The organism is Ectothiorhodospiraceae bacterium 2226 (genome assembly GCA_013348725.1).
Lineage (GTDB): Bacteria > Pseudomonadota > Gammaproteobacteria.
The window spans coordinates 2338103-2358963 of sequence record CP054689.1 but is presented as its reverse complement, the minus strand read 5'-3'; the positions used below and the strand labels follow the sequence as shown (position 1 = coordinate 2358963).

Sequence of the window (20861 nt, the reverse complement as noted above, 5' to 3'; positions counted from 1 at the left end):
CGCCGGGGGAACTTCGACGCCGGTTCACGCGTCGCAGGAGGTACAAGCAGCCGCTGCAGCAGCGCCTCCGGAGGCCTTACTTGCCCCTTGCCCGCCGTCCCCGCCGCCACGACCACTCCCCTCCTAGGGGGCGACGCCCGCTATTGACACTGCTGTTCGCCCTCGTCGGGTTGCTCGGCGCCGCGGCGGGCCATGCCGCAGGACCGCTCGACCTGCCCGAAATGGGTTCGAGTTCCTCCACGGTGCTCAGCGCCGAACAGGAACGGCAGATCGGCGAGTCGGCGATGCGTTCCTTACGTAGCGCACTGCGCCTGCTCGACGACCCGGTGGTGGAGTCCTACGTGCAGAACCTCGGCGACCGGCTGGCGGCCTATGCCAACGAGACCACGTACCAGTTCACTTTCTTCGTCGTCGACGACCCTTCGATCAACGCCTTCGCCATGCCCGGCGGGTACATCGGCGTGCACGTCGGGCTGATCCTGGCGGCCGAGTCCGAGCACGAGCTGGCGGCCGTGCTCGCCCACGAAATCGCCCATGTGACTCAGCGCCACATCGCCCGTCAGGTTGAGCGGCAGAACCGCATGGGCCTGCCCGGCGCGGCCGCCATCCTCGCGGCGATGGTGTTGAGCCAGTACAGCCCACAGGCGGCGCAGGCCGCGCTCGCCACCTACACCGCCGGCAGCATCCAGATGGCGATCAATCACACCCGCGCGCACGAGTACGAGGCCGATCGGGTCGGCATCCAGCTGCTCGCGCGGGCGGGGTTCGATCCGGAGGCCATGCCGGCCTTCTTCGAGCGCCTGCAGCGCCACGCCCGACTGCACGGCTCGGCGCCGCCGGAGATCCTGAGCACCCATCCGGTGCACGCCTCGCGCATCGCGGATGCGCGTCACCGGGCCGAGGAGCAACGGGGCGAGACGCGTGAGGAAAGCGTGGCGTTTCACCTGGCTCAGGCCCGCCTTCGGGTACTCCTGTCACGCGAACCACGCGCCGTGGCCGCCGACTTCCAGCGCGAGCTGGCCGCCGACAACCACGGCCATCCCGAAACCCTGCGTTACGGCCGGGCCTTGGCGCTGCTGGAAGCGCGCGAGGTGGCCGCCGCCCAAACGCTTGTTGCGGGCCTGCTGGAGGAATCCCCCGACCAACTGGAATACCTGTTGCTGAAGGCCGAGGTGGAGAAGACCGCCGGACACGCGGAACGCAGCGCCGAAAGCTACCGGGAACTGGTGGAACTCTATCCAGGCAACGTCGCGCTTACGCGGGCCTATGCCTCGACCCTGATGGAATTCGGCCGGGCCGGCGAGGCCCGCACCTTGCTGCGCGACCACCTGCGGTACAACGAAGCCGATGCGCAGCTTTACCACCTCTTGGCGCGTGCCCACTCGGAACTCGGCGAAGCGGCCGCCGCCCATCAGGCGATGGCCGAACACTACTACCTGAACGGCAACGTCCACCGCGCCGTCGAACAGTTGCGCCAGGCGCTGCGTCGCGACGATCTCGGGGCCCACGAGCGCGCTCGCGTGAACGCCCGCTTGGAAAACATGGAACTTGAAAGCAACCCGCGGCGCCAGGTTTCCAATCCTTGACGCCGGATGCCGAGGCCTTGCGCGACGCCGGGCGCGCCCGAGAGAACGTCCTGGCAGATCAACTAGTTGATCCTTCCCTACCGGCAGCAAGTGCCCCCCGGACCCGCCTGAATATTAGCCACCCCTTATTTTCTAACGTTTAATCAATCGCTTGCCTTGCTCCCGGCAGTCGGTATTCTATGGCCCAGGAAGCACATCTTGATCCGACTGCTTTCTCAAATATCCAGAAGATAACTTGTTAAACCGTAGTCCTTTTCGTGAGGAGGAACCCATGCGGAATCCCGTGAAGACCCTCGCGGCAGCCGGGGCGATGGCCGCCATCCTTGGCGCGTTCGCCGTAGTGCCCGGGGTAGCCGTGGCGCAGGAGCAGCAAAAAAGCGCTGCCGAAGAAGGCAAAGAGATCGCTTTCGACCGTCGCAAAGGCAACTGCCTCGCGTGCCACATGGTCCCGGGCGGTGAGAGTCCCGGCAACATCGCGCCACCTTTGGTCGCCATGAAGGATCGCTTCCCCGACAAGGCGAAGCTTCGCGCCCAGGTATGGGACGCGACTCAGTTCAACCCGCTCTCCATGATGCCGCCCTTCGGGCGTCACGAGATCCTGACTGAGCAGGAAATCGACAAAATCGTCGAATTCCTTTACACGATCTAATAATTCTGATTCGGAGTGTACTGATGAGCATGCAACGCAGGACGTTTCTGAAGAGTGGTCTGGCCGGTAGCGCCGTAGCCGTCGCCGTGGGCGCCGGGCTGCTGACTCCGCAGGCGGTCTTGGCCAGCTGGCCCAAAGGCGCCTTCGAGGCCGATTCCATGGACGCCGTGATGCAGAACCTGTACCAGGACGCGGGCACCCAGGACAGCAGCGACATCCAGATCACCGCCCCGGACATCGCCGAGAATGGTGCCGTGGTGCCGGTTACGATCAACACCTCGATCGCCAACCCCGAGTCGATCACCATCATCGTCGAGAAGAACAACCAGCCCCTGGCCGGTAAGTTCGACCTCTCCGCCAATGCCGAAGGCATGGTGGCCACCCGCATCAAGATGGCCCGCACCTCCGATGTGGTCGCCGTGGTGCAGTCCAACGGCAAGCTGCACACCGCGCGCCGCGAAGTGAAGGTCACCATCGGCGGCTGCGGCGGCTAATCGCCCTCGCCTTGGCTTAGTACTCAGTTCGAGAGGATTCTGAAATGTCGACGATTCGTGTTCGTACCGCTGTGCAGGGCGATTCCACCACCGTGCGCGCCCTGATCCAGCACCCGATGGAGACCGGCCAGCGCAAGGACGGCAAGACCGGCCAGCGCATCCCGGCCCACTACATCACCGAGGTCGTGACCGAAGTGAACGGCCAGCAGGTGATGACCGCACTGTGGGGCGCCGGTATCGCCGCCAACCCCTACTTGTCCTTCCAATTCAAGGGCGCCAAAAAGGGCGACACCCTGAAGATGAGCTGGGTCGACAACAAGGGCGAGAGCGACTCGTCCGAGACCACGATCTAACGCTGGTAGGCCAACAACGAGCCGAAAACCTCTTTCAGGTTTAGGAGGAAGCAAATGAAAACAATGTTGCCGATCGCGGCGGCCGTCGGCCTGATGGCCTACGGCATGGGCAGTGCCTCCGCGCAGCAGTTTCCGGACTTCATGAAGCCCGGCGCCACCCCCGCCGAGGATGTGGAGATCATCCAGAACTACTTCCGCAACAAGTTTCCGGATGTACCGATGGAGGAGTACTCCAACGGGCTGTACGCACTGTTCCCCATCGCCCGCGGCGAGTGGCAGATGATCGAGGAGTTCCCGCCCTACGAGCCGTTCATCGAAGAGGGCGAGCAGCTGTTCAACACCCCGTTCGCCAACGGCAAGACCTACCTCGACTGCTTCGGTGCGACGGACGTCGCCGACCAGTATCCGAAGTGGGATGCCGAGCGCGGCGAGGTGGTGACCCTCGGTTATGCCATCAACCTCTGTCGTGAGGCCAATGGCGAGAAGCCGCTCAACACCAACCGTGGTCCGCTGGTGTCCATCGAGGCCTACATGGCGTACCAGGTGCGTGGGCGCCCGATGAACGTGCAGGTGCCGAACGATCCGGCCGCGCTGGCCGCCTACAACGAGGGCAAGGAGTATTACTTCACCCGTCGTGGGCAGCTGAACTTCGCGTGCTATCACTGCCACTTCGAGCCTGCGGGTCAGTCGCTGCGCACCAACAACCTGGGGCCGGCGCTCGGTCAGACCACCCACATGCCGAAGTACCGCTCCAAGTGGGGTGAGATGGGTTCGCTGCACCGCCGCTACACCGGCTGCCACAACCAGGTGCGTGCGAAGCCGCCGGGTTCGCAGAGCGAGACCTTCCGCAACTTGGAGTTCTTCCACGCTCACATGAGCAACGGCCTGCCGCTGAACGGCCCAGGCGCGCGCTTCTGAGCGAAGTACGGTAGTTGCTGGACGGACCGGCCCGCGCAAGCGGGCCGGTTTTTTTATGGGAACTGTGCGGCGCCCCGCCTTTCTGCCCCCTGCATCCTGACGCTACTGCTTCTGCCGCCGCGCCTGAAGAGTGAATCCGCAGCCAATCCTGGCGGCCGGCGCGTCCTGGACAGTGCCATCTGCACGTCCTATATAAGGAAAGTGCGCATCGTCTGCTTCCGCGTGTCACCGCCGCACCTGCAGGGCCCGGGCCTGTGCGACGTAGTCCAATCCGGGCACCCCTCACGCGACCGTAGGTCTTTCCTCAGGAGGAAGTCATGAGGAGATCCCAAGCCACCCGCACGGCGCCGCCAGGCCGCCATTGGCTGTCCCGTCACGCAACCTTCATCGCCCTATCGGCCCTTGCCACCGCCGCCGTACTGCTGCTGCTCGCCGCCCGCCCCGCCGGGGCTGAGCAGTATCCGCCCTTCATGAAGCCAGGGGCGACCCCCGAGCAGGACGTGGAAGTCATCCAGGAGTACTTCCGCAACAAGTTCCCGGACGTGCCCTACGAGGACTTCTCCAACGGTCTGTACGCCCTGTTCCCGGCTGCCCGCGCGGAATGGGAGATGATCGAGGAGTTCCCGCCCTATGACCCCTACATCGAGGAGGGGGAGCAGTTGTTCAATACCCCGTTTGCCAACGGGCGCAGCTACCTTGATTGCTTCGGCGCCACGGATGTGGCCGATCAGTATCCACGCTGGGATGCCGAACGCGGTGAGGTGGTTACCCTGGGCTACGCCATCAATCTATGCCGCGAAGCCAATGGTGAGGAGCCGCTCGACGCGGAGAAAGGCGAACTGGTATCCATCGCCGCCTACCTCGCCTATCAGGTTCGCGGGCGCCAGGTGAATGTGGAGGTGCCGGACGACCCGGCCGCGCTCGAGGCCTACAACGCGGGCAAGGAGTACTATTTCTCGCGGCGCGGGCAGCTGAACTTCGCCTGTTATCACTGCCATTTCGAGACTGCCGGTCAGTCACTGCGCACCAACAATCTGAGTGCCGCCCTGGGGCAGACGACGCATATGCCCAAGTACCGCTCCAAGTGGGGCGAGATGGGCTCGCTGCACCGGCGTTACCGCGGCTGCCACAATCAGGTGCGCGCCGCCCCTCCGGCGGCCGAGAGTGAAACCCTGCGCAACCTGGAGTACTTCCACACCCACTTCAGCAACGGCCTGCCGCTGAACGGCCCCGGAGCTCGCTTCTAAGACCGCCCGCCGGCAGGCCCCTCCTTCTTCGGGGGGGTCTGCCGGCACCGCCTCGCCGCGACGTCAGACGGGCCACTCGTGCACCGGCACCCCGGACTCCTGGCCCACGAGGTAGGCGCGCACCAGCCCCTGCCAATCCCGGCCGTGTGCCGCGACGAATGCGCGTTGCCAGGCACTTCCCGTGCGCCCGCTCTGCACCCGACCGGCGACGATGCGCAGGGAGTGGTCCACGTCACCTGCATCGATGCCGAGCCCCTCCAACCCCACCCGCGCCAAGGGAATGAGCTGCCCGAGGATCAACTCCCGCACGTTGAGGCGCTGACCGCGCAACCACGCCACGGTTGCCCCCAACCCATGGCGCGCGGCGGCATAGAAGTTGTCGCGCGCGTCCGCGAACGGCAGTTGCAGTTCCGGCGGCGCCTCCAGGTGCGCCAGAGCGTGCGCGAGCCCGTGGAAGAACGCCGCGTTCGCCACCGCATCCCCGATCGTAGGCCCCGCCGGCACCACGCGATGCTCCACGCGCAGCGTCGGCCGCCCCTCGACATCGAAGCCGATCAACGGCCGGTTCCAGCGCCAGATGGTCCCGTTGTGCAGCCGCAGGTGATTGAGCGCCTCCGCCGGCCCGTCCAACTCGACCGGCAGCAGCACCGGATAGTGCTCGAGGTTCTCCCGAAAGCACTCGAGGAGCGATTCGCTCGCGTAGCCCGAGCCGAAGGTCACGCGCTTGATGGGCCCGAAAGCCGCCCCTTCGAAGCCGCCGACTTCCACCGCCTGTTCAAACAGGGGAATGCGGGTCTCCTCCCACAGGTCGTGCCCGAACAGGTACGGCGAGTTGGCACTCAACGCCACCATCGGCGCCGAGGCGACGATGGCGGCATTGTAGAATCGCACCGCTTGCTCCGGCGCCGCCTGCAGGTGGATCTGAAAAGAGGTGGTCGCGGCCTCCAGCATCACGTCGTGATGCGCGACGCGCAGGATCTCGTGGCCTTCTATGTCGAGCTGCAGCGGACGGCCGCGGCGCACCCTCAGCACCTGCTCGTTGAGCGCGCGGTAACGCGCCATGCCGGACATGTTCGCGAGCGTGAGCATCTCCTGACGCACGGTGGGCAAGGTGCCGATCATCACCATGTGCACCCCGAGCGTGGCGGCGGCGCGGCGGCAGGCGGCCCAGAGCGCCTCGAGCTCCGCCTGCATGCGGCGCAAGGCATCGCCGGTGAGCGGCGACGGTGCGCTGTTGAGCTCGATGTTGAACGCCGCCAGCTCGGGAAACGCGAGCGGATTCTGCAGCGCCTCCAGGAACTGCGCGTTGAGCGGCGCGGGCTGCATGTCGGCGCCCACCAACCACGCCTCCAACTCCAATCCGCCGGTACAGGGGGAGACACCGAAGGCCTGTTCGTCGAACCAACGCGCGAGCAACTGCGTCTCTTGCGCGAGGTGCGCGCTGAAGCGTGTGAAGTCCCGCTTGGTAAAGCGGCTACCGCTGATCTCCTGCCCCACCCAGATCTCCTTATCTCGTTTGCAGGCCGGGGCCGCCGTCCGTGCGGGTAGCGCCGCGGGCGCGCCATGCGGCGCACCCCGGCCTTACGAGTCAGTCCTCGTCGTCGACGTCGGCCCCGTACTGCTCCTCCAAGAGCGCCGCCCATTGATGTTCATGCGCCTCCATCACTTTTAGCATGCGCTGACGCAAAGCGAGCAACTTGCTCTCGAAGTCGGGAAGGTCCGTGCCACCGTCGAGCAACTGCGCCGAGCGCTCGAGGTTCAGCAGCGCGTCGCGCAGATTGAGGCTGGCCGCCATGGCGCCTTTGACCTGCTCACGGGGCTGCGGGATCCAACTGCGGTCGGCGTAGAACGATCGCAGGTTCTCCCCCACCTCCAACAGCCGCTTGCGCAGGCGGGGCAGCGCGCCGATCTTGCTGCACTTGAGGTCGCTCCACACGGCAAGATCGATCAACTCCCGCCAGCGCGCACGCAGGTCGTCGGCCTGCACCGTGTCGAAGGCGAAGGCCCGCGCGACGCGTTCGGCATCAAACACCATGACTCGGCTCTCCTGTGGTCCGCAGCTCGCGGTCGAGTTCTTCCAGGCGTTGCGGCGTGCCCACATCGCTCCAGCGCCCCGCGTGGTACTCGCCGCTCACCAGGTGGGCGCGCATGGCATCGCGCAGCAACGGCGCGAGCGGAAACGCGCCCGGCCGGCAAGGGGCGAACAGCGCGGGGCGATAGACCCCGATCCCGCTGAAGGTCAGGCGGCGCTCACCCGCGGCGCTCAGCCAGCCCGCGTCCAGTACGAAGTCGCCCCCGGGGTGGTGCGGGGGATTGTCCACCATGACCAAGTGCGCCAGCCCGTCGGGGGCGGCCGGCAGACGTTCGAAGGGGTAATCCGTCCACACGTCGCCGTTCACCACCACGAACGGGTCCGGCCCGAGCATGGGCAGCGCGCGGTGGATGCCGCCGCCGGTCTCCAGCGCGCCTTCGGGCTCCGGCGAGTAGCGCAGCGTGACGCCGTAGCGCGCGCCGTCGCCCAAGCGCTCGACGATGCGCGCCCCGAGGTGGGCGTGATTCACCACGATGTCGCACATCCCGGCGCGCGCCAGGGCGAGGATGTGGTATTCAATTAGCGGCCGCCCGCCCACCTCGAGCAGCGGTTTCGGCGTGTGGTCGGTGAGCGGGCGCATGCGCTCGCCGCGGCCCGCGGCGAGGATCATGGCGCGCACGCCGACGCCTCCTGGTCGGTGCGCGCCAGTAAGGCCGCCAACGGCGCGAGCTCGGGGTAGCGCCCGGCGACCTCGACCACATAGCCCAGCGTGCGCGGAATGTCCTTCAGGTAACCGGGCTTGCCGTCGCGCGCGTTGAGCCGGGCGAAAATGCCGGCGGCCTTGAGATGCCGCTGCACGCCCATCAGATCGAACCAGCGCAGGAAGCGCGCCTCGTCGGCGGCCTCCTCGCTCAGCACCTCGCGCCGCAGCAGCAGCGTGCGGTAGCCGAGCGCCCAGGCCTCCACCCGCGCGCGCGGCCAGGCGATGTAGCAGTCGCGCAGCAGGGAGACGAGGTCATAGGTCAACGGGCCGATCACCGCATCCTGAAAATCGAGGATGCCGGGGTTATGGCCCTCGCAGACCATCAGGTTGCGTGAGTGGTAATCACGGTGCACGCACACGCGCGGCTGCTCGAGCGCCGCATCCGCCAGAAACGCGAATATGCGTTCGAGCCCACGCTCCTCCGCGTCCGACAGAGCGATATCGAGATGGCGCTGCAGATACCACTCGCGAAACAAGCCCATCTCCGTCAGCAGCAGCGTCCGGTCATAACTCGGTAGCGCCCCATCCGCCCGCGGCCCCTGGGCCTGCAGGGTGCACAAGGCACCGAGCGCATCGCCATACAGGCGCTCGACGCTGTCCTCGTCCAGCGCGTCCAGATACGGTCGGTTCCCGAGGTCGGTGAGCAGCAAAAAGCCCTGCTCCGGCGCGGCGGCCAGCACCCGCGGCGCATTGAGCCCCATGTCGCCGAGCAGCGCGGCGGTATGGATGAACGGCCCCACATCCTCCTGCGGCGGGGGCGCATCCATCGCAATGCGGGTCACCGCCGCCCCCGCGGCGGTGTAACCGACGCGGAAATAGCGCCGGAAGCTCGCATCGCTGGAGGCCGGCGCAATGTCGAAGGCCGGCAGGCGCAAGTCCTCGCGCAGCCAGCGCGTCAACGCGTCGAATCGCTCATCCATACCGCCGTCAACTCCTGCTGCCATGATCGTTGCAGGCATTGTACGCCAAGGCGGTCGTCCGCCTTTGTGAACCGTGTGCCGGACGGCTTGATCCGCCGCCACGCGCGCCGTAGGCTGCGGGCCTCATGAAACCGCCCCCAGCCACAAGCACCCCCCTCGCCGCACGGACCCGTTACCCGCTGGTCGACGCCGCACGCGGCTTGGCCATCGTGCTCATGATCGGCTACCACTTCGTGTTCGACCTGCACTACTTCGGCGTGGTGCAGGTCGACCTCTATCACGCGCAGCCGTGGCTCGCCCTGCGCGCCTTTATCGTGACGCTGTTCTTGTTGCTCGTGGGGGTGAGCCTGCATCTGGCGGCCCGCGGCGGCCTGTCGGCCCGACGTTATGCGCGGCGGCTGGCGCTACTGGTGCTCTACGCGCTGTTGGTGAGCGCCGGCAGTTATATGCTGTTTCCCGACAGCATGATCTTCTTCGGTGTGCTGCACTTCATCGCCCTCGCGAGCGTGCTCGGGCTCGCCTTCGTCGGGCTGTACCGGACCAACCTCGTCCTCGGCGCCGGACTGGTCGCTTTCGGGCTGCTGTACGCACACCCGCTGTTCGACCGCCCGTGGCTGCAATGGGTCGGCCTGATGACCCACAAGCCCGTGACCGAGGACTACGTGCCTCTGCTGCCCTGGTTCGGCGTGGTGCTGATCGGCCTGTTCCTCGGCCGCCTCGTGTTCGAGCGCCGGCCGGTGGGCCCGCTGCAGGCGGCGCCGCGCTCGGCGCTGGCACGCGGCCTGGCGCTCGGCGGACGCCACAGCCTGCACATCTACATGCTGCACCAGCCGATCCTGCTCGGTGCGCTCTATGGGGTGCTGTGGTTGCTCGGCCGGGTGTAGGCGCGGCGCGTCAGAAGCGAGCGCCGACGTAGAGCGTGAAGCTCTGCGGGTGCGTGCCGTGCACTTGGTAGCGGCGCCAGTCACCGCCCACATACCACGGCCCCGCGGGCGACCACTCCGCGCCCACGCCGAAATACAGCCCGTTCCCGTCGGAATAATGCGACTGGCCGAGCAGGTGCATGCGACTTTCGTAATGGAAGCTGCCGAGATGGCCCACGGCGAAGATATCGGGCGTGAGCGGCAGATAGCCGCGCACCCCGAACGCGATCCCGTCGACGCGGTAGCGGGTCTGCTTGCCGCGCAAGTCGCCCTGACCCAGGGCGACGTAGGCCAGCTCCAAGGCGACGAAATCGTGGATCAGATAGCCCCCGCTTACGCGCCATCCGGTGGTGGAGTCGACCGCCGAATCGTAGTCGTTCACCAGGACGCCGGCGTCGACTTGCCCGAGCGCGTGCGCCAGCGACGGAGCGGCCGCCAGCCACGGTGCCAATAGGAGGCATGCGCCCGCCCGCCCAAAGTAACGCTGGCTCATACAAACTCCTCGCCGACGCCGAACAACCAGAAGAAGCCGGCATTGTAAGTAACATGCAACACGATGGGCGTCCACACGCTGCCGTGACGCTCGCGAAAATAGCCGAACACCAGCGAGGGCGCGACCACTGCGAGGGCCCACGCCCACGGCTGATACAACAGATGGAGACTCACGAAGGCGGCGGTCGTGAGCCCGTTGGCCAGGCTCACAGGCCCCCATCGCCGACGGCCCCAGGCGCGGCTCAGCAAGGCTCCTTGTAAGGCGCCGCGAAATACCAGTTCCTCGACCACCGGATACACCAGGACCAGCAATGCGAAGGTGGCGGGCAGCGCCAACGGCCAGGCAGGGTCGGCCAACGGGCGCCACCAGGCGATGACGGCCCATACGGGTAGCGCCGCCGCCAGCGCCAGCCAGAGCAGCGGATCGGCGGCCGCGCGCCCCCTCGCGCGGCGCGCGCTCAGGCCCGACGCCGAACCAGCCAAACCGCGGCCATCAGCAACAACAGCGGCAGCAGCGGATCCGGCCGCCCCCCGCGCAGCGTACAGCCCGAGCCGGAGCGTTCCGTGTGGGTCTCGGTGGTGCCCATCAGGCGATCATAGGTGGGCGCATCCGGCGCCACGCTGTCGGCCTCGATGGCGGTCGCCATGCCGATGCGCGGGTTGACGATGCTGCTGCCGCTCAGCAGTTCCTCCACCGGGCGCCCGGTGAGCTTGAGCCACAGCAGCAAGGTCTCCAGGTCGGCCTCGGGATACCGGGAGCGCATGATGGCGAAGGCGCCGGCCACGTGGGGCGCGGCCATGGAGGTTCCGTAGAAGCCCCCGAACCCGCCGCCGGGCAAGGACGATACGATCGGCGCCTGCTCGGTACCGCCGGGTGCCAACAAGTCCACCATCGTGGCATTGTTCGAATAGATGGGGACGATGTCGTCGGCGCGCGCTATGGCGCCGACGGCAATGGCGCTACTGAGGCAGCTCGGGAAGCCGATGGCCCCGAACGCGGCATTGTTGCCGGTGGCGACCACCGGAGCGATGCCCGCCGCCCGCAGCTGCTCGAACATCGCGCGCACCGGCCCGCCGCGGTGATCGCAGGCACCGGTGTAAACGTCGCCGCTGAGGCTCATGTTAATGGCTGCTACCGGGTGGGTCTCACGCAAGTCGTAGATAAACTCCAGTCCCATCAAGAGGTCCGACTCCAGGCCCCTGCCCGCGCTGTCGAGCACCCGCACCGCGATCAGGTCGGCGTCGCGCGCCACGCCGGAGGGCTCGTCTTCAGCACCACGTCCGGCGGCGATGCCGGCCACGTGCGTCCCGTGCGCGCAGCCGTCGGCGCAGGCCTCGGGGGGCACGGCCGCGCCCGGCCCGACGGTGCTGTCGCCGTCGGGACAAGCGTCCCGCGCTGCGTCGCGCCCCGCCAGGGGCATCAAGTAGCAGGCCTCCTCCACCACTTTGCCCGCCAGAAAGGGATGGTCCTTCGCCACCCCGTCGTCGAGGATGGCGATTACCTGCCCCGCCCCGGCATAGCCCAAGTTCCAAGCCGTCGGTGCGCCCACGTGCGGCACCGAGTCGGCCAGCGCACGGCGTACCACGCGGTCGGGTAATACCTCCGCCACCAAGTCCGAGGCCGCCAGCGCATCGAGTTCTTCGGGACTGGCCGCAAGGGCGAGGTAGGGCAGCGTTTGGAAGCGGCGTTCATCAAGGGCGGGCGAGCGCCCCAGCCGCTCCAGCACCAGCGCCTGGGCGCGCCCAATGCGCTGACGCTGCTCGGCGCCCTGCGCCGCGCCGAGCCAGGCCTCGGGCACATGACCTTCGCGCAGGCGCACGATGACCCGCACCGCGCCCTGCGCCTGCGCCTGCGCGCGCAACGCCTCCACGCCGACCTCTTCCGTCGGCTCGGCCACGACCGCGCCCGCAAACAACAGGCACAGACTCACCATCCCCCCGCGCAACCACGCCTTCGACATGCCGCTCTCCTTGCTCTTATCGTGTTCCCCCCTGCGCAGTTATAGCAGAGGGTGCGCAGCGATCCCGCGACGCGCGGTTTGAACCGCGGCCCAAGGTGTGCGATTTTACGTCGGCTTCGTCCGACAAGAAGCGGAATATGTGATCGGTCGGCCGGCGCGCACGGCGGGCGCAACTGTAATCAAAAAAGGACGGGCGGCGGGCGCACGATGCCGCCGCGCAGCAACCCACCGGTGCCGGATGGGCGAGCGATCGCGCGCCGATAGCACCGCCAAACCTTCTCCGTGACAATGACATGCCAGGACCAATGCGCCGCCGGCCGCTTGCGATCGCCGTAGGGCTGCTTGTCGCGCCCTTGTGCAGCGGCGCGCAGACGCCCGACGCCGAGGCCGTGCCCCGCGCCGCGCCGCCGTCGCTCACCGAAGTCGGCGGCCGCGACTACCTGTGGGATCCGCCCCTCGCGCCGCTCGGCCCGGAGTGGGCTCTGTGTCCCCCGCAGCAGCTGCCGCTGGTGGCGCCGCTGCGCCCGGATCCCGCACCCGGCGTCCTGTACCTGGAGGCCGCGCGCAGCGAGGTCCATCGCGATGGTGTCAGCGTCTTCGAGGGCAACGTCGTTTTGCAGCGCGACGAGCACCGCATCGCGGCCGACACGGTGCGTTACTATGCCGCCGAGATCGCCCCCGACGCGGGTCAGATCGAGGCCGAGCAGGTCACCTACAACCGCGGCGAGGTGTTCCTGCAGGGCGACCACGGCCGCTTCGACCTGGTGCGCAACCGCGGCACGCTTAGCCCGGTCACCTATCAGCTGCGCGACCGCCACGGCTCCGGCAGCGGCGAGCGGGTGGAACTGCTCGGCGAGGATCGCCTGCGGGTGCGTGGCGCGCGCTACACCACCTGCGCGCCCGACGACCTGAGCTGGGTGCTGCGCGCGCGCGACCTGCGGGTGAACCGCGCCACCGGCCAAGGCAGCGCCACCCACGTGGTGCTGAACTTCAAGCGGGTGCCGATTCTGTACACGCCGTACATCCGCTTCCCCGTCACCGACGAGCGCATGTCGGGGTTTCTCTATCCGAGCATCGGCCAATCGAGCCGCTCCGGCTTCCAGTTGGCGCTGCCCTATTACTGGAACATCGCCCCGCATCGGGACGCCACGCTGACGCTGAACAGCATGAGCCGCCGCGGGCTCATGCTGCAGAGCGAGATCCGCTACCTGAACCCGCGCAGCCGCGGCGAGGTGCTGGTGGACTACCTGCCCGACGATCGCCTCTACGGCGACGACCGCGCGCAATACTACTTCACGCACCGCGGGCGCCCCACCCAGCGCTGGACGGTGGCGGCGGATTACCACCGCGTCAGCGACGTCGACTATCTGCCGGATTTCGGCGGGGGCCTGGCCGGCGCGACCGCCTCGCACCTCGAACGCACAGCGCGCGCGACCTATCGCGCGGACGACTGGGTATTCGACGCCCGCGCCCAGGACTTCCAAACCCTGCGCGGCACCCAGCCATACCAGCGCGTTCCGCAGCTCATGTTCCGCACCACGCGCGCCGAGCGCCCCGGCCAGCTCAACCTCGGACTGAACAGCGAGCTGACCTACTTCGATCACCCGACCAACGTGCCCACCGGCGGGCGCGGCGACGTCACCGCCGCCTTCAGCTACCCATTGCGTGGCCTCGGCGCGTTCCTGGTACCGCGCGTCGCGCTCCGGCACACCGCCTATGCGCTGGAAGACACGGGTGAGGGTGAGAACCTGAGCCGCACGGTGCCGATCGCCAGCGTGGACACCGGGGTATTCCTGGAGCGCGACGTCACCCTGGGCGGGACGCCCATGCTGCAGACACTGGAGCCGCGCTTGTATTACCTGTACGTGCCTTACCGGGACCAGGACGAACTGCCGCGGTTCGATACCGGCCGCTACGACATGAGCTTCGCGCAACTGTTTCGCGACGACCGTTACATCGGCCCGGATCGCGTCGGCGACGCCAACCAACTCACCGTGGCCTTGACCTCGCGCCTGCTTGAGAGCAACAGCGGCATGGAACGCCTGAGCGCCAGCGTCGGTCAAATCGTCTACTTCGCGGATCGGCGCGTGCAGCTCGCGCCGGGCGCCGCGCCGGAAACGGAGGCGCGCTCGGATCTGCTCGGTGCCGTGAATGCGCGCCTGACGCGCCACTGGAGCGCGGGCGCCGAGGGGCACTGGAATCCCGAGGCCGAGGAGTGGCGCGTGGCGACGGCGCGCGCCCAGTACCGCGGCGAAGACCGGCGCCGGCTCAACCTTGCCTACCGCCTGCGGCGCGACCAACTGGAACAAACCGATGTCGCCGCCGCCTGGCCCATCGGGCGCCAGTGGGCGGCGGTCGGGCGCTGGGTGTACTCGCTGCAGGACGGCCAAAGCCTGGAGACCCTCGGCGGCCTCGGCTATGAGGACTGCTGCTGGGGATTGCGGGTGGTGGGCCGCCGCTTCCTGACCGCCGACGGCGAGTACGACCGCGCGATCATGCTGGAGCTGGAACTGAAGGGTCTGTCCAGCATCGGCGAACGCGGGCTCATGGATAGCCTGCTGCAAGATGGTATCCTTGGCGTGCGCTGACGCCCGGCCCTGCCGCCCGTCGTGCGCCACCCTGACTCCGGAGTCCTACCGCATCATGAAGCACCTGTTCCGTAGCCTGACGGCCGCCCTCCTGATCGCGGTCGCCGCCCCCCATCCCGGCGCCCTGTCCGCGGCGCACGCCGAAACCATCGACCGCATCGTCGCGGTGGTCGAGAGCGACGTCATCCTGCAGAGCGAGCTGGAGTTCCGGGTGCGGGAGATCGTGGACCAGCTGCACGCGCAGGGCACCGCCCCGCCGCCGCAGGAGGTGCTGGCGCGCCAGATGCTCGAGCGGCTGGTGGTCGAGCGCCTGCAGCTGCGCGAGGCCGAGGACAGCGGCATCCGCGTCGACGACCAGACGCTCAACGAGGTGGTGGGGAATATCGCCCGCCAGAACAACCTCTCGCTGACCGAGTTCCGCCGCGCCCTCGAGATGGACGGCATCAGCTTCGCCCAGTTTCGCGAGCAAATCCGCGAGGAGATCACCATCAACCGGCTGCGCCAGCGCCAGGTGAACAACCGCGTGGAGGTCAACGAACAGGAGATCGCCCACTACCTGGAAACGCTGGAGACCCAACGCGGGCCGAACGTCGAGTACCGCCTCGGGCACCTGCTGGTATCCATTCCCGAGGGCGCCGGCCCCGACCAGATCGCCGAGGCGCGCGAGCGCGCCGAGGCGGTGCTGGCCAAGCTACGCGCCGGCGCCGATTTCCATCAAACCGTGATGGCCGAGTCGGACGGCCAGCAGGCGCTGGAGGGCGGCGACCTCGGCTGGCGCTCGCCGGCCCAGGTGCCCACCGTATTCGCCGATGCCGTGCCGCGCCTGCGCCAGGGCGAGCTCAGCGACATCATCCGCAGCCCGAGCGGCTTTCACGTCGTGAAGCTGCTCGACGTGCGCGACACCGATCAGCACGTGGTCACGCGCACCCGCGCGCGCCACATCCTGATCCGGCCCAGCGCCCTCGTGACCGACGCGGAGGCTCGCACCCGGCTCGCCGACCTGCGCGATCGCATCGCGCAGGGCACCAGCTTCGCCGATATGGCGCGCGCCCACTCCGACGACACCACCACCGCGCGCGAGGGCGGCGAGCTCGGCTGGGTGACGTCCGGACAGACCGTGCCCGAGTTCGAGGAACAGATGAACGCCCTGGAGGCCGGCGACGTGAGCGAGCCGTTCCGCTCCCCGTTCGGCTGGCACATCGTACAAGTGCTGGAGCGGGCCGAGCACGACGACACGCGCGAGGTGCGTCGCATGCAGGCCCGCGAGGCCATCCGCGCGCGCAAGACCGAAGAGGAGTTGCAGGCCTGGTTGCGACGCCTGCGCGACGAGGCCTACGTCGAGTACCGCCTGTAGTGGCAAGCCTGCCCCGCATCGCCCTCACCCCCGGCGAGCCGGCCGGGATCGGGCCTGACCTGTGCATCATGCTGGCCCAGCACCCCCACCCGGCCGAGCTGGTCGCGGTGGCCGATCCCGACCTGCTGGCCCGGCGCGCCGAGGCCCTCGCCCTCCCCCTGCGGATCACCCCCTTCAAGCAAGGGCGCGCCCCGCAGGCCCACGCCCCGGGCACCCTGGCGGTGCTGCCGCTGCCCTTGGCGCGCCGCGAGCAACCGGGCACGCTCGACCCCGATAATGCGCGCTACGTGCTCGCGACCCTGGAGGCGGCCGTCGACGGCTGCAAGGCGGACACCTTCGACGCCGTGGTGACGGCGCCGGTCCATAAGGGCGTGATCAACGAGGCGGGCATCCCCTTCACCGGTCACACCGAGTTCCTCGCCGCGCGCTGCGGCGACCCGCAGGTGGTCATGATGCTGGTGGCGCGCGAGCTGCGCGTGGCGCTGGCCACCACCCACCTGCCGCTGCGCGCGGTGCCCGATGCCATCACGCCGGAACTCCTGGAGGCTGTACTACGGGTGCTGGATCACGATCTGCGCACCCGGTTCGGCTTCGCGCAGCCGCGCATCCTGGTGTGCGGGCTCAACCCGCACGCCGGCGAGGGCGGCCACCTCGGCCGCGAGGAGATCGAGGTCATCGAGCCCGTACTGACGCGCCTGCGCGCCGAGGGTCTGCACCTGCGGGGCCCACTGCCGGCCGACACCGCCTTCACCGAGCAGGTCCTCGCGCAGGGCGACGCGGTGTTGGCCATGTATCACGACCAGGGGCTGCCGGTGCTCAAGCACCGCGGCTTCGGCCATGCCGTCAACGTGACCCTCGGGCTGCCCATCGTGCGCACCTCGGTGGACCACGGCACGGCGCTCGACCTCGCCGCCACCGGCCGCGCCGACGCGGGCAGCCTGCATGAGGCGCTGGCGCTCGCCATCCGCCTGAGCGGGGGCTAGCCGGTGGCGCATCGCGCGCGCAAGCGCTTCGGTCAGAACTTCCTGCACGATCCCGGCATCATCGGGCGCATCGTGCAGGCCATCGACCCGCGTCCCGGCCAGCGCATGGTGGAGATCGGCCCCGGCCTCGGCGCCCTCACCCGGCACCTGCTGCCGGCCCTTGAGCGCCTGGACGTGGTCGAACTCGACCGCGACCTGATTCCGCTCTTGCAGGAGGCCTGCGGCGCCCTTGGCGAGTTGCAGGTCCACAACGTGGACGCGCTCAAGTTCGATTTTTGCAGCCTGGGCGCGCCACTGCGGGTGGTCGGCAACCTGCCCTACAACATCAGCACGCCGCTGCTGTTCCACCTGCTCGAGCAGCGCGCCTGCGTGGCCGATATGCACTTCATGCTGCAGAAGGAAGTGGTCGACCGGCTGGCGGCGCGGCCCGGCGAGCCCGCCTACGGGCGCCTCGGCATCATGGTGCAGTACCACTGCGCGGTGGAGCGCCTGTTCACGGTCGGCCCGGGCGCCTTCCATCCCGCGCCGAAGGTGGACTCGGCGGTGGTGCGCCTGACGCCCCACGCCGTGCCGCCGGTACGCGTGCAAGACCCGCAGGCGCTGCAACAGGTGGTACGCCAAGCCTTCTCGCAGCGGCGCAAGACGCTGCGCAACGCCCTCAAGGGCCTGCTCGACGCCGCCGACCTCGAGGCCGCCGCGATACCGCCCGGCGAACGCCCCGAGCGCATCGGGCTGGAGGGCTACGCGCGCTTGGCGGACCGGCTCAGCGGGCGCCGCGCATGACGGGCATGCCCGACGCAAGACCCGGCGCAGCCGGCCCCGCCGAGGCCGCCGTGCTGCCGTGCGCGGCGCTGCCCGCCGGCGCGCTGCGCGCGCTGCTGGCCCGCTTCGGCCTGAGCCTGCACGAACTCGCCCGCGATGACGCCATCCCCGGCAGCTTCTGGGGCGAACCCGAGGCGGGCGTAATCGGCACCGCCGTCTACGTGCGCCCCGACACGCCGGTCCACTCGGCGCTGCACGAGGCCTGTCACGTCATCTGCATGGACGGGGCGCGGCGCGCCGCGTTGCATACCGACGCCGGCGGCGGCTACGACGAAGAGGATGCGGTCTGTTACCTGCAGATCCTGCTCGCCGATCAGCTGTCCGGCTTCGGGCGGGCGCGCGCCCTGCGCGACATGGACGCCTGGGGCTACAGCTTCCGCTTAGGCTCGGCGGCGGCTTGGTTCGCCGAGGATGCCGACGACGCACGCACCTGGCTGCAGCAGCACGGTTTGATCGACGAAGGCGCCCGCCCCTGCTGGCGCCTACGCGCCTAGATCCGCTCACGCCCGCCGCCACGGCTCCTGCTCAGGGGCCGCAGGTCCGGCGGCTATACTGCTTCCTAAAGGTTAATCGCGGGAGTTTCTGCATGCCTCAGGAAGTGCGTATCTTCGACGACGCCCCGGCGCTGGCCGAGGCGGCCGCCCGTTTCGTGATCGACGCGGCTCAGGCGGCAGTCGCGCAGCACGGGCGCTTCCACTGGGTCCTGTCGGGCGGCGGCACGCCGCGCGAGTTGTATGCGACCTTGGCGCGCCCCGAGTTCAGCAAGGACATGCCCTGGACGCAGGTTTACATCTATTTCGGCGACGAGCGCTGCGTGCCGCCCGATCACGAAGACAGCAATTACCGCATGACGCAGGACGCCATGCTGCGCCACGTGCCCATTCCCCCCGACCACGTGCTGCGCTTTCGCACCGAGGCGGAGCCCGCGGTGGCGGCGCGGGAATACGAAGAGGCGGTGCGTGCCAGCGCGCCGCGCGATGCCGACAACCGCCCGGTGGTCGACCTCACACTGCTCGGCGTGGGCAAGGACGGGCACACCGCCTCGCTGTTCCCCGGCACCCCCATCATGAATGAGCAGCAGCGTCTGGCGGCGGAGGTCTATGTCGACAAGCTGCAGGCGTGGCGGGTGAGCCTCACGCTGCCCGTGTTTCACCACGCCCGCGCGGCGCTGGTGCTCGCCGCCGGCGAGAGCAAGGCCGACGTCGTGTACGAGGCCCTGCACACCGAGGCGGGGGCAGAACTGCCGATCCGCCAAGCCGAACCCCGCAACGGCGAGGTGAGTTGGTATCTCGACCGCACGGCCGGCGCCCGCCTCGGCGAGGAGGGCTGAAATGCGGGTCCTGGCGGGCGACATCGGCGGCACCAAGACCATCCTGCAGCTCATCGATTGCGCGGCGACCGGACTGCCCGGCACCGGCGCACCGCTGCACGACCGGCGCTTCGACAGCCAGGCCTTCCCTGATTTTCTGCCGCTGGTGCAGGAATTTTTGTCCGGTGCGCCGCCGGGCGAGCCGGTGGCGGCCGCCTGTCTGGGCATCGCCGGGCCGCTCACGGTCACCTCCGCAGGTCAGCAGAGTCGACTCACCAACCTGCCGTGGGTGCTCGACAGCCAGGTGCTGGCGCGCGCGCTCGACATCCCGCGCGTGCGGCTCATCAACGACTTCCAAGCGGTCGGGCACGGCATCGAGCTGTTGTCGGCGGGCGACCTGCACACCCTGCAAAGCGGCTACGCGCAGGCGCAGGCGCCGCGCGCGCTGGTGGGCGCCGGCACGGGCCTGGGCGTCGGCATGCTGCTGTGGCAGCAGGATCGCTACGAGGTCTACGCCACCGAGGGCGGGCACGTGAGCTTCGCCCCGACCACCGAGGAACAGGTCGATCTGCTGCGCTACATGATGCGCAAGTACGATCGGGTCTCGGCCGAGCGGCTGGTCTCCGGCGCGGGGCTGGTGGACATTTTCGAGTTCCTGCGCGAGCGCGCGGCGCAACCGGTGATGCCGCAGCTCAAGGAGGCGCTGACGGAGGAGGACCCGGCCGCCGTCATCTCACGCTTCGCGCTCTCCGGCGAGGACCCGATCGCAGAGCATGCGCTGGACCTGTTCGTGGCGTTGTACGGCGCCCAGGCCGGCGACGTGGCCTTGATGACGTTGGCGCACGGCGGAGTGTTTATCGCCGGCGGCATCGCCCCCAAGATCCTCGCGCGCATGAAGGGCGAAACCTTCCTGCACGCCTTCAACAACAAGGGCCGCATGGCTCGCCTCACGGCCAACATGCCGGTGCATGTGGTGCTCAACCCGCGCGTGGGGCTGCTCGGCGCGGCAATGGTGGCCGCGCGCCTGATCGACTGACCGGCGCCGCACTTGCCGCCACGCAAAGACTTAGGTCAAATACACGCCATGTCGAACGCACAATACAACATCAAGGTCGGAGTCGAGACCAGCTACATCGAGGAGCAATCGGAACCCGAGCAGCAACGGTTCGTGTTTGCCTACACCATCACCATCCGCAATGAAGGGACTGTTGCGGCGAAACTGCTGACGCGCCACTGGATCATCACCGACGCTGAGGGGCGGGTGCAGGAGGTCGAGGGCGAGGGCGTGGTCGGTGAACAGCCGCACCTCGAGCCCGGCGAGCACTTTCGCTACACCAGCGGCACCGTGATCGAGACGCCGGTCGGTACCATGCAGGGCACCTACCACATGATCGCCGACGACGGGGTCGAGTTCGAGGCCGAGATCGCACCCTTCCGCCTGTCCGTGCCCCACATCCTGCACTGAGC

22 protein-coding genes are annotated in these 20861 nt (G+C 68.5%); 15 read left to right on the top strand and 7 right to left on the bottom strand.

Features of this window, described 5'->3' with window-relative positions:
- Positions 1–143 precede the first annotated feature (143 nt).
- From HUS23_11425 to soxA (HUS23_11400), 6 genes are all read left to right on the top strand, one after another.
- The gene (locus HUS23_11425) at positions 144–1586 is read left to right on the top strand and encodes a M48 family metallopeptidase (protein QKT04374.1); all 1443 of its coding nucleotides are present in this window, start codon (positions 144–146) and stop codon (positions 1584–1586) included.
- A 310-nt stretch (positions 1587–1896) separates the two neighbouring features.
- A complete protein-coding gene (gene soxX, locus HUS23_11420; protein QKT05060.1) occupies positions 1897–2235 on the top strand; it encodes a sulfur oxidation c-type cytochrome SoxX in 339 nt (112 codons plus the stop codon).
- Positions 2236–2258: 23 nt separating this feature from the next.
- On the top strand, positions 2259–2729 hold the full coding sequence (gene soxY, locus HUS23_11415; protein ID QKT04373.1) for a thiosulfate oxidation carrier protein SoxY: 471 nt from the start codon (positions 2259–2261) through the stop codon (positions 2727–2729).
- 44 nt (positions 2730–2773) lie between these two features.
- The gene (gene soxZ, locus HUS23_11410) at positions 2774–3082 is read left to right on the top strand and encodes a thiosulfate oxidation carrier complex protein SoxZ (protein QKT04372.1); all 309 of its coding nucleotides are present in this window, start codon (positions 2774–2776) and stop codon (positions 3080–3082) included.
- 54 nt (positions 3083–3136) lie between these two features.
- On the top strand, positions 3137–4000 hold the full coding sequence (gene soxA, locus HUS23_11405; GenBank protein QKT04371.1) for a sulfur oxidation c-type cytochrome SoxA: 864 nt from the start codon (positions 3137–3139) through the stop codon (positions 3998–4000).
- 317 nt (positions 4001–4317) lie between these two features.
- A complete protein-coding gene (soxA, locus tag HUS23_11400) occupies positions 4318–5247 on the top strand; it encodes a sulfur oxidation c-type cytochrome SoxA (GenBank protein ID QKT04370.1) in 930 nt (309 codons plus the stop codon).
- A 63-nt stretch (positions 5248–5310) separates the two neighbouring features.
- Here soxA (HUS23_11400) and HUS23_11395 read toward each other — a convergent pair whose 3' ends face one another.
- From HUS23_11395 to HUS23_11380, 4 genes are all read right to left on the bottom strand, one after another.
- Positions 5311–6744 (bottom strand): glutamate--cysteine ligase, encoded by a 1434-nt coding sequence (locus tag HUS23_11395; protein QKT04369.1) that lies wholly within the window; start codon positions 6742–6744, stop codon positions 5311–5313.
- Between the two features lie 91 nt (positions 6745–6835).
- Entirely contained in the window at positions 6836–7282 is a 447-nt protein-coding gene (locus HUS23_11390; GenBank protein QKT04368.1) for a hypothetical protein, read from the bottom strand.
- Positions 7272–7958, bottom strand: a complete 687-nt coding sequence (locus HUS23_11385; GenBank protein QKT04367.1) for a nucleotidyltransferase family protein — start codon at positions 7956–7958, stop codon at positions 7272–7274. The genes HUS23_11390 and HUS23_11385 overlap by 11 nt, the downstream gene beginning before the upstream one ends.
- Complete coding sequence (locus HUS23_11380) at positions 7946–8962, bottom strand: phosphotransferase (GenBank protein ID QKT04366.1); 1017 nt, start codon at positions 8960–8962, stop codon at positions 7946–7948. The genes HUS23_11385 and HUS23_11380 overlap by 13 nt, the downstream gene beginning before the upstream one ends.
- A 125-nt stretch (positions 8963–9087) precedes the next feature.
- On the opposite strand from HUS23_11380, the gene HUS23_11375 reads away from it, so the two are divergent.
- Positions 9088–9846: a DUF1624 domain-containing protein gene (locus tag HUS23_11375; GenBank protein ID QKT04365.1), complete on the top strand. Its 759-nt coding sequence runs from the start codon at positions 9088–9090 to the stop codon at positions 9844–9846.
- A 10-nt stretch (positions 9847–9856) separates the two neighbouring features.
- Here HUS23_11375 and HUS23_11370 read toward each other — a convergent pair whose 3' ends face one another.
- The 3 genes from HUS23_11370 to HUS23_11360 are packed head-to-tail and all read right to left on the bottom strand — an operon-like array spanning position 9857 to position 12338.
- Positions 9857–10378: an outer membrane beta-barrel protein gene (locus HUS23_11370; GenBank protein QKT04364.1), complete on the bottom strand. Its 522-nt coding sequence runs from the start codon at positions 10376–10378 to the stop codon at positions 9857–9859.
- Complete coding sequence (locus HUS23_11365) at positions 10375–10860, bottom strand: JDVT-CTERM system CAAX-type protease (protein QKT04363.1); 486 nt, start codon at positions 10858–10860, stop codon at positions 10375–10377. The genes HUS23_11370 and HUS23_11365 overlap by 4 nt, the downstream gene beginning before the upstream one ends.
- Positions 10836–12338, bottom strand: a complete 1503-nt coding sequence (locus tag HUS23_11360) for a S8 family serine peptidase (GenBank protein QKT04362.1) — start codon at positions 12336–12338, stop codon at positions 10836–10838. Before HUS23_11360 ends, HUS23_11365 begins: the two co-directional genes overlap by 25 nt.
- Positions 12339–12631: 293 nt before the next feature.
- Between HUS23_11360 and lptD the strand changes: the two genes are divergently transcribed.
- The 8 genes from lptD to apaG all read left to right on the top strand — a co-directional run bounded on the left by lptD (position 12632) and on the right by apaG (position 20859).
- The gene (lptD, locus tag HUS23_11355; GenBank protein ID QKT04361.1) at positions 12632–14926 is read left to right on the top strand and encodes an LPS assembly protein LptD; all 2295 of its coding nucleotides are present in this window, start codon (positions 12632–12634) and stop codon (positions 14924–14926) included.
- A 55-nt stretch (positions 14927–14981) separates the two neighbouring features.
- Positions 14982–16280 (top strand): peptidylprolyl isomerase, encoded by a 1299-nt coding sequence (locus HUS23_11350; protein ID QKT04360.1) that lies wholly within the window; start codon positions 14982–14984, stop codon positions 16278–16280.
- Entirely contained in the window at positions 16280–17263 is a 984-nt protein-coding gene (pdxA, locus tag HUS23_11345) for a 4-hydroxythreonine-4-phosphate dehydrogenase PdxA (GenBank protein QKT04359.1), read from the top strand. The genes HUS23_11350 and pdxA overlap by 1 nt, the downstream gene beginning before the upstream one ends.
- Before the next feature lie 3 nt (positions 17264–17266).
- Positions 17267–18046, top strand: coding sequence for a 16S rRNA (adenine(1518)-N(6)/adenine(1519)-N(6))-dimethyltransferase RsmA (rsmA, locus tag HUS23_11340; GenBank protein ID QKT04358.1), 780 nt, complete (start codon positions 17267–17269; stop codon positions 18044–18046).
- A gap of 50 nt (positions 18047–18096) precedes the next feature.
- Positions 18097–18579 (top strand): hypothetical protein, encoded by a 483-nt coding sequence (locus HUS23_11335; GenBank protein QKT05059.1) that lies wholly within the window; start codon positions 18097–18099, stop codon positions 18577–18579.
- Positions 18580–18671: 92 nt separating this feature from the next.
- Positions 18672–19415 (top strand): 6-phosphogluconolactonase, encoded by a 744-nt coding sequence (gene pgl / locus HUS23_11330; GenBank protein QKT04357.1) that lies wholly within the window; start codon positions 18672–18674, stop codon positions 19413–19415.
- 1 nt (position 19416) lies between these two features.
- Entirely contained in the window at positions 19417–20430 is a 1014-nt protein-coding gene (locus tag HUS23_11325; protein QKT04356.1) for a glucokinase, read from the top strand.
- A 48-nt stretch (positions 20431–20478) separates the two neighbouring features.
- Complete coding sequence (gene apaG, locus HUS23_11320; GenBank protein ID QKT04355.1) at positions 20479–20859, top strand: Co2+/Mg2+ efflux protein ApaG; 381 nt, start codon at positions 20479–20481, stop codon at positions 20857–20859.
- Positions 20860–20861 lie beyond the last annotated feature (2 nt).